Origin of the sequence: Streptomyces sp. LMG1-1-1.1 (assembly GCF_040815545.1) — a bacterium.
Classification (GTDB): Bacteria; Actinomycetota; Actinomycetes; order Streptomycetales; family Streptomycetaceae; genus Streptomyces.
On sequence record NZ_JBFPNH010000048.1, the window covers coordinates 1 to 16,294 of the forward strand.

13 protein-coding genes are annotated in these 16,294 nt (G+C 70.2%); 4 read left to right on the forward strand and 9 right to left on the reverse strand.

The features are described 5' to 3' along the window. A partial coding sequence (locus MRBLMG1_RS26910; RefSeq protein ID WP_367826708.1) for a hypothetical protein occupies positions 1-272 on the forward strand: 272 nt, incomplete at its 5' end. Positions 273-408: 136 nt separating this feature from the next. On the opposite strand, the gene MRBLMG1_RS26915 is transcribed toward MRBLMG1_RS26910, so the two are convergent. The 3 genes from MRBLMG1_RS26915 to thyX form a co-directional block, all read right to left on the reverse strand. Continuing rightward, positions 409-2,094 (reverse strand): ribonuclease J, encoded by a 1,686-nt coding sequence (locus MRBLMG1_RS26915; RefSeq protein ID WP_367826709.1) that lies wholly within the window; start codon positions 2,092-2,094, stop codon positions 409-411. A gap of 98 nt (positions 2,095-2,192) precedes the next feature. Further along, the gene (gene dapA, locus MRBLMG1_RS26920) at positions 2,193-3,092 is read right to left on the reverse strand and encodes a 4-hydroxy-tetrahydrodipicolinate synthase (RefSeq protein ID WP_367826710.1); all 900 of its coding nucleotides are present in this window, start codon (positions 3,090-3,092) and stop codon (positions 2,193-2,195) included. Between the two features lie 178 nt (positions 3,093-3,270). After that, a complete protein-coding gene (thyX, locus tag MRBLMG1_RS26925) occupies positions 3,271-4,011 on the reverse strand; it encodes an FAD-dependent thymidylate synthase (RefSeq protein ID WP_367826711.1) in 741 nt (246 codons plus the stop codon). Between the two features lie 152 nt (positions 4,012-4,163). Here thyX and MRBLMG1_RS26930 point away from each other — a divergent pair, with 152 nt between their 5' ends. Together MRBLMG1_RS26930 and MRBLMG1_RS26935 are read left to right on the forward strand one after the other, a co-directional pair. Next, positions 4,164-4,403, forward strand: a complete 240-nt coding sequence (locus tag MRBLMG1_RS26930; protein WP_367826712.1) for a hypothetical protein — start codon at positions 4,164-4,166, stop codon at positions 4,401-4,403. A gap of 54 nt (positions 4,404-4,457) precedes the next feature. After that, positions 4,458-5,018, forward strand: coding sequence for a hypothetical protein (locus tag MRBLMG1_RS26935; RefSeq protein ID WP_367826713.1), 561 nt, complete (start codon positions 4,458-4,460; stop codon positions 5,016-5,018). Here MRBLMG1_RS26935 and MRBLMG1_RS26940 read toward each other — a convergent pair. The 6 genes from MRBLMG1_RS26940 to eccD form a co-directional block, all read right to left on the reverse strand. Then, the gene (locus MRBLMG1_RS26940) at positions 5,008-5,460 is read right to left on the reverse strand and encodes a hypothetical protein (RefSeq protein WP_367826714.1); all 453 of its coding nucleotides are present in this window, start codon (positions 5,458-5,460) and stop codon (positions 5,008-5,010) included. The genes MRBLMG1_RS26935 and MRBLMG1_RS26940 overlap by 11 nt on opposite strands. Positions 5,461-5,465: 5 nt before the next feature. Continuing rightward, positions 5,466-6,218: a 4-hydroxy-tetrahydrodipicolinate reductase gene (dapB, locus tag MRBLMG1_RS26945; RefSeq protein WP_367826715.1), complete on the reverse strand. Its 753-nt coding sequence runs from the start codon at positions 6,216-6,218 to the stop codon at positions 5,466-5,468. A gap of 25 nt (positions 6,219-6,243) precedes the next feature. After that, complete coding sequence (locus tag MRBLMG1_RS26950) at positions 6,244-7,623, reverse strand: M16 family metallopeptidase (RefSeq protein ID WP_367826716.1); 1,380 nt, start codon at positions 7,621-7,623, stop codon at positions 6,244-6,246. Continuing rightward, positions 7,620-9,839, reverse strand: a complete 2,220-nt coding sequence (locus tag MRBLMG1_RS26955) for a polyribonucleotide nucleotidyltransferase (protein ID WP_367826717.1) — start codon at positions 9,837-9,839, stop codon at positions 7,620-7,622. Before MRBLMG1_RS26955 ends, MRBLMG1_RS26950 begins: the two co-directional genes overlap by 4 nt. 284 nt (positions 9,840-10,123) lie before the next feature. Further along, entirely contained in the window at positions 10,124-10,414 is a 291-nt protein-coding gene (gene rpsO / locus MRBLMG1_RS26960) for a 30S ribosomal protein S15 (RefSeq protein WP_147979976.1), read from the reverse strand. Between the two features lie 210 nt (positions 10,415-10,624). Continuing rightward, positions 10,625-12,100: a type VII secretion integral membrane protein EccD gene (gene eccD / locus MRBLMG1_RS26965; protein ID WP_367826718.1), complete on the reverse strand. Its 1,476-nt coding sequence runs from the start codon at positions 12,098-12,100 to the stop codon at positions 10,625-10,627. Between the two features lie 227 nt (positions 12,101-12,327). Between eccD and eccCa the strand changes: the two genes are divergently transcribed. Continuing rightward, positions 12,328-16,281 carry a type VII secretion protein EccCa gene (gene eccCa, locus MRBLMG1_RS26970; protein ID WP_367826719.1) on the forward strand — a complete coding sequence of 1,318 codons (3,954 nt, stop codon included), beginning with the start codon at positions 12,328-12,330 and terminating at the stop codon, positions 16,279-16,281. Positions 16,282-16,294 lie beyond the last annotated feature (13 nt).

Consider the following 16,294-nt stretch of genomic DNA (forward strand, 5'->3'; position numbering starts at 1 on the left):
CCTACCCGCCACAAGGGCCGGCAGGACTTTCAAAGGAACCTCGCCATCCGAAGATGGACGGGGTATCAACTAATCTGGCGTTGATTTTTGGCACGCTGTTGAGTTCTCAAGGTGCGGACGCTTCCTTTGTTCCTGTTTCCAGGCCCTCCGGGCGCTTCCTTCGTTTCCGACTCTATCAGATCTTTCCGATCCGATTTCCTCGGTGCTTTCCGGTCCCTTTTGTTTTCACTCCGGGGGCCTTTCGGCGTTTCCGACTTTATCAGAAGATCTGAGTCGGATTTCCCGCCTCCTGAAGAACCGTTAAGGCGCACGGCGGCGCCGGTGGTTCCCGATCTGGCGGAGCCGTAAACGTACTGGAGCGGGGCGCCCCGATGCAAATCGAGGGGCCCCGCTCCGGTGCGGCGCTGGTCAGACCTCCACGACGACCGGGAGGATCATCGGCCGGCGGCGGTAGGTGTCGGAGACCCACTTGCCGACGGTGCGGCGGATCAGCTGCTGGAGCTGGTGGGGTTCGACGACGCCGTCCTGGGCCGACTTGTTCAGGACCTGGTCGACCTTCGGGATGACGGCGTCGAACGCCGAGTCCTCGATGCCGGAGCCCCGGGCGTGGATGTTCGGACCGCTGACGATCTTGCCGGTCGAGGAGTCCACGACCACGAAGACCGAGATGATGCCCTCGTCGCCGAGGATGCGGCGGTCCTTGAGGTGGGACTCGGTGACGTCGCCGACCGAGAGGCCGTCCACGTACACGTAACCCGCCTGGACCTTGCCGGTGATGCGGGCGCGGCCGTCGATCAGGTCGACGACGACGCCGTCCTCGGCGATGACGATGTGGTCCTTGGGGATACCCGTCATGGCGCCGAGCTCGGCGTTGGCGCGCAGGTGGCGCCATTCGCCGTGGACCGGCATGAGGTTCTTCGGACGGCAGATGTTGTAGAAGTACAGCAGCTCGCCGGCCGAGGCGTGGCCCGAGACGTGGACCTTGGCGTTGCCCTTGTGGACGACGTTCGCGCCCCAGCGGGTCAGGCCGTTGATCACGCGGTAGACCGCGTTCTCGTTGCCGGGGATGAGGGAGGACGCCAGGATCACGGTGTCGCCGGGGACGATCCGGATCTGGTGGTCGCGGTTGGCCATCCGGGACAGGGCGGCCATGGGCTCGCCCTGGGAGCCGGTGCAGACCAGCACGACCTCGTCGTCCGGCAGGTCGTCGAGGGTCTTCACGTCGACGACGAGGCCGGCCGGGACCCGGAGGTAGCCCAGGTCGCGGGCGATGCCCATGTTGCGGACCATCGAGCGGCCGACGAAGGCGACCCGGCGGCCGTACTCGTGGGCGGCGTCGAGGATCTGCTGGATGCGGTGCACGTGGCTGGCGAAGCTGGCCACGATGATGCGCTTCTGGGCGTTGGCGAAGACGTTCCGCAGGACGTTGGAGATGTCCTTCTCCGGCGGGACGAACCCGGGGACCTCGGCGTTCGTCGAGTCGGACAGCAGGAGGTCGATGCCCTCCTCGCTGAGCCGCGCGAACGCGTGGAGGTCGGTGAGCCGGCCGTCCATCGGGAGCTGGTCCATCTTGAAGTCGCCGGTGGCGACCGCCATGCCCGCCGGGGTGCGGATGGCGACGGCCAGGGCGTCCGGGATGGAGTGGTTGACCGCGATGAACTCGCAGTCGAAGGGGCCCAGCGCCTCGCGGTCGCCTTCCTTCACCTCGAGGGTGTAGGGGCGGATGCGGTGCTCCTGGAGCTTGGCCTCGATCAGGGCGAGGGTCAGCTTGGAGCCGATGAGCGGGATGTCCGGCTTGAGCCGGAGGAGGTAGGGGACGGCGCCGATGTGGTCCTCGTGGCCGTGCGTGAGCACGATGCCTTCGACGTCGTCGAGACGGTCCCGGATGATGGTGAAGTCGGGAAGGATCAGGTCGACGCCCGGCTGCTCCTCTTCGGGGAAGAGGACGCCGCAGTCGACGATGAGCAGACGGCCGTCGAACTCGAAGACCGTCATGTTGCGGCCGATCTCGCCGAGCCCGCCGAGCGGGGTGACGCGCAGGGCGCCCTTCGGGAGCTTCGGCGGCGCGCCGAGTTCAGGATGCGGATGACTCAAAAGACTCTCCTCACCACGCACGCCACGTGCCGGTGGCACGTGGCGAGCATGACATTCGTGCACTTGCTGTTGTCAGTGTTCAGTTGTGAAGTCCGATGTCAGAGTTCTACCCCGCCGGCGGCCAGGTCGACCTTGAGCTGGTCCGTCTCCTGCGGGGAGAGCTCCACGAGCGGCGGCCGCAGGGGGCCGGCCGGGAGGCCCTGGAGGGCGAGGGCGGCCTTGGTGGTCATGACGCCCTGGGTGCGGAACATGCCGGTGTAGACCGGGAGCAGCTTCTGGTGGATCTCGGTGGCCTTCTGGACCTCGCCGCCCAGGTGGGCGTCGAGGAGGGCGCGGAGTTCCGGGGTGACGAGGTGGCCCACGACGGAGACGAAGCCGCAGGCGCCGACGGAGAGCAGCGGCAGGTTGAGCATGTCGTCGCCGGAGTACCAGGCGAGGCCGGAGCGGGCGATGGCCCAGCTGGCGCGGCCGAGGTCGCCCTTGGCGTCCTTGTTGGCGACGATGCGCGGGTGCTCGGCGAGACGGACGATCGTCTCGGTGTCGATCGGGACGCCGCTGCGGCCCGGGATGTCGTAGAGCATGACCGGCAGGCCGGTGGCGTCGGCGATGGCCGAGAAGTGCCGGTACAGGCCCTCCTGCGGGGGCTTGTTGTAGTACGGCGTGACGGCGAGGAGGCCGTGGGCGCCGTCACGCTCGGCGGTGCGGGCGAGCTCGATGGAGTGCCGGGTGTCGTTGGTGCCGATGCCGGCGACGACGTGGGCGCGGTCGCCGACCGCCTCCAGTACCGCTCGTACGAGCTCCGATTTCTCCGCGTCGCTGGTGGTGGGGGACTCGCCGGTGGTGCCGTTGACGACGAGGCCGTCGTTGCCTGCGTCCACCAGGTGGGTGGCCAGTCGCCGGGCACCGTCGAGGTCGAGTGCGCCGTCCGCCGTGAAGGGCGTGACCATGGCGGTGAGGACCCGCCCGAAGGGGGTCTGCGGAGTGGAGATCGGAGCCATGGGTAACACGCTACTCGCTGCTCAGCGCCGGGTGTCCCCTAGGGGGACACGATAAAGGGAGCCCGGCGCTGCCTGCTCGGGGGTTCAGGCAGCGCCGGGTCCGTTTGATCAGCCTAGATGAACTTCGTGAAACGCCGCAATACGGACACTTCGCACGAGGTGTTCGGACATGTGTGCGTTACGGGGCCACGCGGCCGTTCTTGTTGAAGGCGTCATAGGTCAGCGGCATCAGCCGGGCCCAGTGCGCCTCCATCTTCTCGCCGACCATCTCGATCTCCCGCTGGGGGAAGGACGGGACCGCGGCGAGCTCGTGCTGGGTGCGCAGACCGAGGAAGTGCATGAGCGAGCGGGCGTTGCACGTGGCGTACATCGAGGAGAAGAGACCGACCGGGAGGACGGCGCGGGCGACCTCGCGGGCGACGCCGGCGGCCAGCATCTCCTGGTAGGTGGCGTACGCCTGACGGTACGAGTCCTCCATCGTGCGGCCGACGAGCTCGTGCTGCTCGGGGGTGCCCTCGACGAAGACGTACTTGCCCGGGCGGCCCTGCTGGACCAGCTTGCGGGAGGCGTCGGGGACGTAGAAGACCGGCTCCAACTGCCTGTAGCGGCCCGACTCCTCGTTGTACGACCAGCCGACGCGGTGCCGCATGAACTCGCGGAACACGAAGATCGGCGCGCTGATGAAGAAGGTCATCGAGTTGTGCTCGAAGGGGCTGCCGTGGCGGTCCCGCATCAGGTAGTTGATGAGGCCCTTGGACCGCTCCGGGTCCTTCTGGAGCTCTTCGAGGGACTGCTCGCCCGCCGTGGAGACCCGGGCCGCCCAGAGGACGTCGGAGTCGGCCGCCGCGCTCTTGACCAGCTCGACGGTGACGTCGCTCCGGAAGTCGATCTTCACGTTCTCGATGGTGCTGTCGCTCACCAGCGGTCCTTCCAGTCGGGGTGCAGTCGCCCACTCTAACGACGTCCTACCGGAGGATGAGATTCGGCTGCTTTGGTGAAATAGGGCACCAAACCACCGCTTCTGTCGTCTCTCTCTGTGAAGCACGTCGACGACCGAGGAGAGTGGACCTGATGTTCAGCCGGAAAGAGGCCGTACCGTTCGCGTTCGTCGCGGAGGCCGACCACTTCCGCAGTAACGTCACTCCCCCGCCACGGGAGCGTCCCGGCGCGGCGGAGATCATGGGCCGTACGCTGATCGGACTGACCGTCGTGGCCGGACTCGTCGGAGCGCTGATCTTCGGCATGCCGTCCCTCCAGTCGGGGGACTCGGCCACTCGTCAGCAGCAGTCCGAGGCCTCCGACAACCGCTGAGGTAGCCTCACCGGGCACTGCCCCTTCGAGCGTGCTTGTGAGTGAGGACCTGTCGTGCCCCTGCCCTTCCTGACGGCCGACCGTGCTTTTGACACGACCGACCACGTCGCCCTGCCGTTCGACGATCACGATCAGTGGCGTCGTCCCTACCGGCCGGGGTCATGGCGGGTCGGATCGGCGGCGCTGGCCCTGCTGCTCGCCTCGTTCGTGCTGCTCGCCGCGGTGATCATCGCCGCCGCCGGAGCCGTCGGCGGGTCGCTCGCCACCTTCGGCATCGCCGTGCTCGTCATCGTCGCCGCCCTGCGCATGCTGCGCATGGGGACATGGGTGAGCCGCGCCGGGGTGCGGCGCGTGGGCTTCCTCTCGACCGTCACCGTGCGGTGGGCCCAGGTGATCTCCGTGCGGACCGTCCAGCAGCCGGTGCGCTGGCTGGGACTCCCCCGCACGGTCCAGGGCCAGGCCCTGGTGCTCGACCGGCAGGGCGGTGAGCAGCTGCTGCTGCTCACCGACCACAACGCCGACTTCCTCTCCCGTGTCGAGGCCTTCGACCGGGCGGCCGACACGGTCGAGGCGTGGAACGCCGAGTACGGCGTGGACCCGGCCGCTACGCGCTGACCGGACGCCCCTCGTGGAGCGCGATGGCCCGCTGCATCGCCTTGCGGGCCCGGGGGGTGTCGCGGGCGTCGTGATAGGCGACCGCGAGCCGGAACCAGCAGCGCCAGTCCTCGGGTGAGTCCTCCGTCTCGGCCTTGCGCCGGGCGAAGACCTCGTCGGCCGAGTCCCGGTCGATCCGGCCGCCCTCGGAGCGCTTCAGCTCGTCGACGGGCAGGCCGCCCTCCGCCTCCAGTTCGGTGGCGAGGCGGCCGGCCCGGCGCGCGAACCGGGTGTTGTGCCAGAGGAACCAGCCGCCGACGCCGGGCAGCAGGAACGCCACCGCGCCCATGCCCATGGCGGCCGGCTCGCCCGTGAGGAGCAGCAGGACGCCCTCCATCGCCACCACGCCGAAGACGAGCACGAGGACGGTGGCCAGGAAGACGTACGTGATCTTTCCGCCCATGGCCGTCAGCCCAGGTCCAGGAAGTGCTCCAGGCCGAAGGTGAGGCCCGGAGCGGTGGTCACGCGGCGGGCGCCCAGGAGGATGCCCGGCATGAAGCTGGAGTGGTGCAGCGAGTCGTGGCGGACGGTGAGGGTCTCGCCCTCGCCGCCGAGCAGCACCTCCTGGTGGGCCAGCAGGCCCCGGAGGCGTACCGCGTGCACGGGCACGCCGTCGACGTCCGCCCCGCGCGCACCGGCGAGGGCGGTGGTCGTGGCGTCGGGCTGCGGGGCGCAGCCTGCCTTCGACCGGGCCTCGGCGATGAGCTGGGCGGTGCGGGTCGCCGTGCCGGAGGGCGCGTCGACCTTGTTCGGGTGGTGCAGTTCGACAACCTCGACCGACTCGAAGTACGGGGCCGCGATCTGCGCGAACTTCATGGTGAGGACCGCGCCGATGGAGAAGTTCGGCGCGATCAGGACGCCGGTCCCCGGGGAGGCGGCGAGCCAGCCGTTCAGCTGCGCGAGGCGCTCCTCGGTCCAGCCGGTGGTGCCGACGACCGCGTGGATACCGTGGCGCACGCAGAAGTCGAGGTTCTCCATGACCGAGGCCGGGGTGGTCAGCTCGACGACGACCTGGGCGCCCGCCTCGGTGAGCGCGTCCAGCTCGTCACCGCGGCCGAGGGCCGCGACCAGTTCCATGTCCTCGGCGGCCTCGACGGCCTTGACCGCCTCCGAGCCGATACGGCCCTTGGCTCCGAGGACCGCCACGCGCAGCTTGCTCATTGCAATTCCTTAGGGAACTTGTGGGTCAGGAGACCGCTTGGTGGAGGCGGTCCGCCTGCTTGTCCTTCAGCGGGCCGATCACCGAGAGCGAGGGCCGCTGCTCCAGTACATCGCGGGCGACCTCGCGGACCTCGTCCGGGGTGACCGCCGCGATGCGGGTGAGCATGTCGTCGACCGACATCTGGGTGCCCCAGCAGAGCTCGCTCTTGCCGATGCGGTTCATCAGCGCGCCGGTGTCCTCCAGGCCGAGGACGGTCGATCCGGAGAGCTGGCCGACCGCGCGGGTGATCTCCTCGTCGGTGAGACCGTCGGAGGCGACCTTGTCGAGCTCGTCCCGGCAGATCTTGAGGACGTCGTGGACCTGGCTGGGTCGGCAGCCCGCGTACACGCCGAAGAGGCCGCAGTCGGCGAAGCCCGAGGTGTACGAGTACACGCTGTAGGCCAGGCCGCGCTTCTCGCGGACCTCCTGGAAGAGGCGGGAGGACATGCCGCCGCCGAGGGCGGTGTTCAGCACGCCGAGGGCCCAGCGGCGCTCGTCGGTGCGGGCCAGGCCCGGCATGCCGAGGACCACGTGGGCCTGCTCGGTCTTGCGGTTCAGGAGCTCGACGCGGCCCGCGGTGCGCAGGGTGCGCCGGCCGTCGCGGGGGGCGACGGGGACGGCGTCGGTACGGCCGAGCGCGCCGGCCTTCTCGAAGGCGCGGCGGACCTGGCGTACGACCGTGGCGTGGTCGACGTTGCCGGCGGCGGCGACGACCAGGTGTGTCGGGTCGTAGTGCTTCTTGTAGAAGCGGGCGATCTGGCCGCGGGTGAGCGCGTTGATGGTGTCGACGGTGCCGAGGACCGGGCGGCCCAGCGGGGTGTCGCCGAACATCGTCTGCGCGAACAGCTCGTGCACGACGTCGCCGGGGTCGTCCTCGGTCATCGCGATCTCTTCGAGGATGACACCGCGCTCGGCGTCCACGTCCTCTTCGAGGACGAGGGAGCCGGTGAGCATGTCGCAGACGACGTCGATCGCCAGCGGCAGGTCGGTGTCGAGGACCCGCGCGTAGTAGCAGGTGTACTCCTTCGCCGTGAAGGCGTTCATCTCGCCGCCGACCGCGTCGATCGCGGCGGAGATGTCGAGGGCGGACCGCTTGCGGGTGCCCTTGAAGAGGAGGTGCTCCAAGTAGTGGGTCGCGCCGTTGAGCGTCGGGGTCTCGTCGCGGGAGCCGACGTGCGCCCAGATGCCGAAGGTGGCGGAGCGCACGGAGGGAAGGGTCTCGGTGACGATCCGGAGGCCGCCGGGGAGGGTCGTACGGCGGACCGTGCCGATGCCGTCCCTGCCCGGGAGAAGCGTTTGGGTACGGGCGACGGCCCGCCCCTCCGAAGAGGGGCGGGCCGTCGCGCGGGAACTACGGGACGTCACTTGGCAGCGTCGTCCTTGTCACCCTCGGCAGCGTCCTCGTCCGCGATCACGGGGATCAGGGACAGCTTGCCGCGCTGGTCGATCTCGGCGATCTCGACCTGGACCTTGGAGCCGATCGCCAGCACGTCCTCGACGTTCTCCACGCGCTTGCCACCGGCGAGCTTGCGGATCTGCGAGATGTGCAGCAGGCCGTCCTTGCCGGGCATGAGGGAGACGAAGGCACCGAAGGTGGTGGTCTTGACGACCGTACCCAGGTAGCGCTCGCCGACCTCCGGCATGGTCGGGTTGGCGATGGAGTTGATCGTGGCGCGGGCGGCCTCGGCCTGCGAACCCTGCTGGGCACCGATGTAGATGGTGCCGTCGTCCTCGATCGTGATCTCGGCGCCGGTGTCCTCCTGGATCTGGTTGATCATCTTGCCCTTGGGGCCGATGACCTCACCGATCTTGTCCACCGGGATCTTGACGGTGATGATGCGCGGCGCGTTCGGGGACATCTCGTCCGGAACGTCGATCGCCTCGTTCATCACGTCGAGGATGTGCAGACGCGCGTCGCGGGCCTGCTTCAGCGCGGCGGCCAGGACCGAGGCGGGGATGCCGTCGAGCTTGGTGTCGAGCTGGAGCGCGGTCACGAACTGCTTCGTGCCGGCGACCTTGAAGTCCATGTCGCCGAAGGCGTCCTCCGCACCGAGGATGTCGGTGAGGGCGACGTAGTGCGTCTGGCCGTCAATCTCCTCGGAGATCAGGCCCATGGCGATACCGGCGACGGCGGCCTTGAGCGGCACACCGGCGTTCAGCAGCGACATGGTGGAGGCGCAGACCGAGCCCATCGACGTCGAGCCGTTGGAGCCGAGGGCCTCGGACACCTGACGGATCGCGTAGGGGAACTCCTCGCGGGTCGGGAGGACCGGCACGATGGCGCGCTCGGCGAGGGCGCCGTGGCCGATCTCGCGGCGCTTGGGCGAGCCCACGCGGCCGGTCTCGCCGACGGAGTACGGCGGGAAGTTGTAGTTGTGCATGTAGCGCTTGCGGGTCACCGGGGAGAGGGTGTCCAGCTGCTGCTCCATGCGGAGCATGTTGAGGGTGGTGACGCCCAGGATCTGGGTCTCGCCACGCTCGAACAGCGCCGAGCCGTGCACGCGCGGGATGGCCTCGACCTCGGCCGCGAGCGTACGGATGTCCGTGAGGCCACGGCCGTCGATGCGGACCTTGTCCTTGATGACGCGCTCGCGGACCAGCTTCTTGGTCAGCGCGCGGTAGGCGCCACCGATCTCCTTCTCGCGGCCCTCGAAGGCCGGGAGGAGCTTCTCGGCGGCGAGCTCCTTGATGCGGTCGAGCTCGGCCTCGCGCTCCTGCTTGCCGGCGATGGTGAGCGCCTTGGTGAGCTCGCCCTTGACGGCGGCGGTGAGCGCCTCCAGGACGTCGTCCTGGTAGTCCAGGAAGACCGGGAACTCGCCGGTGGGCTTGGCGGCCTTGGCGGCGAGGTCCGACTGGGCCTTGCAGAGGACCTTGATGAAGGGCTTCGCGGCCTCGAGACCGGCGGCGACGACCTCCTCGGTCGGCGCCTCGGCGCCGCCCTTGACGAGCTCGATCGTCCGCTCGGTGGCCTCGGCCTCGACCATCATGATCGCGACGTCGCCGTCCTCAAGGACGCGCCCGGCGACGACCATGTCGAAGACGGCGTCCTCGAGCTCGGTGTGCGTCGGGAAGGCGACCCACTGGCCCTTGATCAGGGCGACGCGGGTGGCGCCGATGGGGCCGGAGAAGGGCAGGCCCGCCAGGATCGTCGACGCGGAGGCGGCGTTGATCGCGACCACGTCGTACAGGTGGTCGGGGTTGAGCGCCATGATCGTCTCGACGATCTGGATCTCGTTGCGCAGGCCCTTCTTGAAGGAGGGGCGCAGCGGCCGGTCGATCAGGCGGCAGGTGAGGATCGCGTCCTCGGAGGGGCGGCCCTCCCGGCGGAAGAAGGAGCCGGGGATCTTGCCGGCCGCGTACTGCCGCTCCTCGACGTCCACCGTGAGGGGGAAGAAGTCGAGCTGGTCCTTGGGGCGCTTCGAGGCGGTGGTCGCAGAGAGGACCATCGTGTCGTCGTCCAGGTAGGCGACGGCGGAGCCGGCGGCCTGCTTGGCGAGGCGGCCGGTCTCGAAGCGGATGGTGCGGGTGCCGAAGGTGCCGTTGTCGATGACGGCCTCGGCGTAGTGGGTCTCGTTCTCCACTAGTGGTTTCTCCTACGTGTTCGTCTTTGCGTCCTTCGGCCCGTGTGGCCGGGGACGGTGTGCGACGGTGGCGGAGAAGCTCGCCTCGGATGCGGGCCGGTCTTCGATCGAAGCACCCGGGGGTTCGTCCCGGGGGCCACTACCGAGGACCGGCGGCCGGCGCCGGCGGCTTCTCGCTCGTCGTATGGGGTTGTGCGACCAGACTATGCCGGTGCGCACACTTTGCGCACGTACAGCAAAGGGAGCGGCCCCCTGAAAGTGGGAACCGCTCCCTCAACGGCGTGTTACTTGGCGCCGCCGGCCGCACCGCGGCGGATGCCGAGGCGGTCGACCAGCGCACGGAAGCGCTGGATGTCCTTCTTGGCCAGGTACTGCAGCAGGCGGCGACGCTGGCCGACCAGGATCAGCAGACCACGACGGGAGTGGTGGTCGTGCTTGTGCTGCTTGAGGTGCTCGGTCAGGTCCGAGATGCGGCGGGAGAGCATCGCGACCTGGACCTCGGGAGAGCCGGTGTCGCCCTCCTTCTGGCCGAACTCGGCGAAAATCTGCTTCTTCGTAGCGGCGTCGAGAGACACGCGGTACTCCTCGTTGGTCTTCGTGCGCCCACGAGTGCCCCTGGTCTGGTTCTCAGGGGAGCTTCCATGACTCGGAGGCGAAGGTCCGATGGGCGCAGCCTCCAGAGGCATCCGAGTGATCTCGGGGCATTCCGGGAGCGCGTACACAAACGGCCGTCACACAGCGTACCAGCTCGCCGGAGCTCCCCTGGTCGCGATTTCCGTTCGCAGCTATTTGCTGGTCAGCGCGCGGACCGAGGTGAAGACGTCGAGGACGGCGAGGCAGAGCGGCACGAGGGAGAGCAGGACGAAGCCCTCCGTCAGGTCGAGGAGGCGGCCCCAGAAGGGCGAGAGGCCCTTCCTCGGGATGATCAGGCCGATGGCGGTGATCAGCGCGGCTCCGGCGGCGACGGCCGCGGTGAGCCAGATCGTACGGATGTCGAGGCCGCCCCGGTCCCCGTACATGAGGAGGTCCTTGACCAGGTCGGCCGGCGGGTTGAGGGAGAGGCCGAGGACGAGCAGCGCGATGGCGGCGATGCCGGCGACCAGGACGCAGGCGACCTGCGAGGTGTAGCGGAAGAGGCGGGCGCGCAGCAGCATCGCCAGGCCGGCGCCGAGGGCGAGGAGCTGGCCCCAGACGTTTCCGGCGAAGCCGAGCACGGCGGCGGAGCCGACGACGACGGCCGCGCAGCCGCCGACCAGGCCGAGGAGCATCTCGTGGCCGCGGCGGGCCTGGAGGGCGATGCGCTCGCCGTCGACGGGCTGCGCCTCCTCGCCGGGCTGCTGGGCGTCGCCGAGGAACTCGTCGTCGGCGGCGCTGCGCGGGGCCGCGTAACCGATCGGGAGGCGGGCGAAGCGGGCGGAGAGGCCGGGCAGGAAGGCGACCAGGCCGATGGCGACGGGGGCGCAGACGGCGGCCGTCTCGGTGGCGGTGGTCTCGGTGAGGATCGCCAGGAAGGTGGCGAGGGTGCCGACGCCGGCGAGGAAGGTGGCGGCGACGAAGGGCGCGTCCCCGCTGGGGGTGAGCGCGACGAGGGCCACCGCGGCGACGAGCACGGTGACGCAGCCGAGGAGGAACTGGAGGCGTCCGGGGCCCTCGCCGGCGTCGGGGCCGATGATGCCGGAGCCGGCGATGAGCAGCAGCGGCAGGGCTCCGAGGCCGAGGGCGACGGCGGTGGCCCGGTCGCCGTAGACGCGGGCGCGGACGCCGGCGAACGCGGTGAGGAGGAGGCCGGCGGCGCCCGCGATGATCCCCGGGAGGCTGTGCATGTCGTGGCGGACCGGGTCGGCGAACCAGAGGACGAAGCCCATGAGGACGAGGAGCAGCACGCCGCCGAGGAGGCCGGCGCCGCGCAGCAGTTCGTCGCTCCACAGGTGCCGGTCGCGGGTGACGGCGGAGGCGACGGCGTCGGACACGTCGTCGTAGACGGCCGGCGGCAGCGACTGCGCGAAGGGGCGCAGGGAGAGCACCTCGCCGTCGAGGACCTGCTGGGCGGCGAGCGTGCGGGCGCCGTCGAGGACGGATCCGTCGCGGCGGACCAGGTGGTATCCGGTGGGGGTGCCGGCGGCCTGGGTCTGCCCGGTGAGCCGCAGGATCTCCGGGTAGACGTCGGCGACGGCGATGTCCTCGGGGAGCGCGACGTCGATGCGGCTGTCCGGCGCCACGACGGTGACGCGGCAGAAGCCGGTCGCTGCGGTCGTACTCACGTGTGTGGACCCCCTGATTCGCGGATGCGCCCGTCGGATGCGCGGTTGCGCCCGGTCTGATTCGCGGTTGCGCACGATGCGCGCGCCACCCTACCGGGGACGGCCGGTGGGGGCTGCAAGTAGGATCGCCGTCCCATGGGGGAAGTCCGCGCGCTCGGCCGCCGACTGGGGTGCCGGTGCGGATGCTCCCGCCACGAGCCCGCCTCCAACGAGGGATTGATGCGCCGGTGAGCCAGATCGTCGTCAAACGCCCGCCGAGGGCGCTTCCACCGGAAGTGCCCGGCGAGGCACTGGTCCTGGAGTCCCCGCCGGAACTTCCGCGGGGGCAGCAGGAGTCGGCGCTGATGCAGCTTCTGCCGATGCTGGGCATGGGTTCCTCGGTGGTCTTCTTCTTCATGACGCCGTCGCCGATCATGCGGATCATGGGCACACTGATGCTGGCGTCGACGGTCGCGATGGCCGTCGCCCAGTTCGTCAGATTCCGTCGCGGTACGCAGGGGCAAATGTCCGATGTCCGCCGCGACTACCTCAAATACCTCGCCCAGACCCGGCGTACGGTCCGGCGCACGGCGCGCGCGCAGCGGGACGCCCAGCTGTATCTGCACCCCTCCCCCGAGCAGTTGTGGTCGGTGGTGGCCGAGGGGTCGCGGGTGTGGGAGCGCCGGGTCGGCGACCACGACTTCGGGCAGGCGCGCATAGGGCTCGGGGCGCAGCAGTTGTCGACGCCGCTGGTGGCACCCGACACGGCGCCGGTGGACGAGCTCGAGCCGTTGTGCGCGGGTGCGATGCAGCAGTTCCTCGCGGTGCACGGGACGCTGGACGGGCTGCCGATGGCGGTCTCGATGCGGGCGTTCTACCACGTGACGGTGTCGGGTGAGCCGGAGTCGGCGCAGGCCGTGGCGCGTGCGCTGGTGGCGCAGCTGGTGACGCTGCACTCCCCCGACGACCTGATGCTCGCGGTGGTGGCGGCGCGGGCCTCGCAGGAGCGGTGGGACTGGACGAAGTGGCTGCCGCACACGCAGGTGCCCGGCCAGGTCGACGGGGCCGGTACGAAGCGGCTGTTCGGTGACGACCTCGGCGAGCTGGAGAACCTGGTCCGTTCGAGGCTGGACGGGCGGCCGCGGTTCTCGCGGGAGAACCAGCCGGTGCTCGACCAGCCGCACGTGGTCGTCGTCCTGGACGGCGGCATGGTGCCGCCGGACTCGCTGCTCGCGGCGGCCGAGGGCCTCCAGGGCGTGACGATCGTGGAGGTGGTCTCCGGCGACCTCGACGAACCGCGCGGTGGACTGTCGGTGGTGGTACGGCCGGGCCGGCTGCGTCTGGAGTCGGGCGGCGGATTCGCGTACGAGGGGCTGCCGGACGGGATCTCGCTGCCGGCGGCCGAGGCGCTGGCCCGGCAGTTGGCGCCGCTGCGGATGGGTGGCGGGGACGACGACGAGCCGCTGCTCGCCAATCTGGACTTCACGGATCTGCTGAACCTCGGGGACGCCGAGTCGGTGGACGTGGCGCGGACCTGGCGGCCGCGGTCGGTGGCCGAGCGGCTCCGGGTGCCGATCGGTGTCGGCGAGGACGGCCAGCCGGTCATGCTGGACCTGAAGGAGGCCGCGCAGGAGGGCATGGGCCCGCACGGCCTGTGCGTGGGCGCGACGGGTTCCGGCAAGTCGGAGCTGCTGCGGACGCTGGTGCTCGGTCTGGCGGTGACGCACTCCTCGGAGACGCTGAACTTCGTCCTCGCGGACTTCAAGGGCGGCGCGACCTTCGCGGGCATGTCGCAGATGCCGCACGTGGCGGCGGTCATCACCAACCTGTCGGACGACCTGACGCTGGTCGACCGCATGGGCGACGCGATCCGCGGCGAGCTCCAGCGCCGTCAGGAGCTGCTGCGTTCGGCGGGCAACTACGCCAACATCCACGACTACGAGAAGGCGCGGGCGGCGGGCGCTCCGCTGGAGCCGCTGGCCTCGCTGGTCCTCGTGATCGACGAGTTCTCCGAACTCCTCACCGCCAAGCCCGACTTCATCGACATGTTCATCCAGATCGGCCGCATCGGCCGGTCGCTCGGCGTGCATCTGCTGCTGGCCTCGCAGCGCCTCGAGGAGGGCAAGCTGCGCGGCCTCGACACGTACCTGTCGTACCGGATCGGTCTGCGGACCTTCTCGGCGGCGGAGTCGCGGACGGCGATCGGCGTACCGGACGCCTACCACCTGCCCTCGGTGCCGGGTTCGGGCTATCTGAAGTTCGGCACGGACGAGATGACCCGCTTCAAGGCGGCGTACGTGTCGGGGACGTACCGCACCGGCGGGCCGCGGCTGGAGATCGGGCAGCTGCCGGTGGAGCGGCGACCCGCGCTGTTCACGGCGTCGCCGGTGCCGGTGGTGTACGCGGCGCCGGACCCGGCGTACCTGACGGCGCTGCGCGCCGACGAGGACGACGCGCTCGCGGACACCGTCCTCGACGTGATCGTGCGCCGCCTGGAGGGGCAGGGCGTGCCGGCCCACCAGGTGTGGCTGCCGCCGCTCGACCAGGCGCCGTCGCTCGACCAGTTGCTCCCCGGGCTGGCGCAGACGGCGGACCGGGGACTCACGGCGACGGAGTACACGCGGCAGGGCGCGCTCACGGTGCCGCTCGGCCTCATCGACAAGCCGTTCGAGCAGCGGCGCGAGGTGCTCTACCGGGACTTCTCGGGCGCGGCCGGTCACATGATGGTGGTCGGCGGTCCGCAGTCCGGCAAGTCGACGATCATGCGGTCGCTGATCTCGTCGTTCGCGCTCACCCACACCCCGGCCGAGGTGCAGTTCTACTGCCTGGACTTCGGTGGCGGCGGCATGGTGTCGCTCGCGGACCTGCCGCACGTCGGCGGCGTCGCGTCGCGGCTCGACCCGGAGCGGGTGCGGCGGACGGTCGCCGAGGTGATGGGCGTGCTCAACCGGCGGGAGGAGTTCTTCCGTTCGCACTCCATCGACTCGATGGCGACCTACCGGCGCAAGCGGGCCGCGGGCGAGCTGCCGGGCGAGGCGTGGGGCGACGTGTTCCTGGTCGTGGACGGCTGGGGCGGCTTCCGCAACGACTACGACATGCTGGAGCCGATCGTCGCGGACATCGCGGCGCGCGGTCTGGGCTACGGCATCCACGTGGTGATCACCGCCTCCCGGTACATGGAGGTGCGGGCCGCGCTCAAGGACCAGATGCTGGGGCGGCTCGAACTGCGGCTCGGTGACGTCATGGACTCCGAGTTCGACCGCAAGGTCGCGGCGAACGTGCCGACCGGGGTGCCGGGGCGCGGCCAGGTGCCGGAGAAGCTGCACTTCATGGGGGCGCTGCCGCGGATCGACGGGTCGAGCTCCTCCGCCGACCTGTCGGACGGCACGGCGGCGTTCGTGCGGGCGGTGAAGGCGAGCTGGACCGGTGCGCCGGCCCCGGCGGTGCGGCTGCTGCCGCGCAAGCTGCCGGCGGAGCAGCTGCCGAAGGGCTTCGAGTACCCGCAGCACGGCATCGCGATCGGCATCGACGAGACGAACCTGGAGCCGGTGTTCGTCGACTTCGAGGCGGATCCGTTCCTGCTGGTCTTCGGTGAGAGCGAGTCCGGCAAGACGGCGCTGCTGCGGCTCATCGCCAAGCAGCTGTGCGAGCGGTACACGCCGGAGCAGGCGCGGATCGTGGTGGGCGACTACCGGCGGACGATGCTGGAGGCCGTGGCGCCTTCGCACCTGCTGGAGTACGCGCCGATGGCGTCGGCCATGCAGATGCACATGGACGCGATCAACACGGTGATGACGAAGCGGGCGCCGAAGCCCGACATCACGCCGCAGCAGCTGCGCGACCGCAGCTGGTGGACGGGGCCCCAGCTCTTCGTGCTCGTCGACGACTTCGAGCTGGTGGCCACCAACTCGGGGAACCCGCTGGCGGTCCTCGTGGAGAACCTGCCGTTCGCGCGGGACGTCGGCATCCGCTTCATCGTGGCGCGCAGCCAGGCGGGTGCGTCGCGGGCGATGTACGAGCCGTTCATGCAGCGGATGCGGGAGTTGGGCGCGCAGGGCGTGATCCTCTCCGGCGATCCGCAGGAGGGCGACGTCCTGGGCGGTGTCCGGGCGCGGCCGATGCCGCCGGGTCGGGGCACGTTCGTGTCGCGGAAGCGCGGGACGCCGCTGGTGCAGCTGGGCTGGCTGCCCGAACAGCACTGAGGGGAGGGGTCCC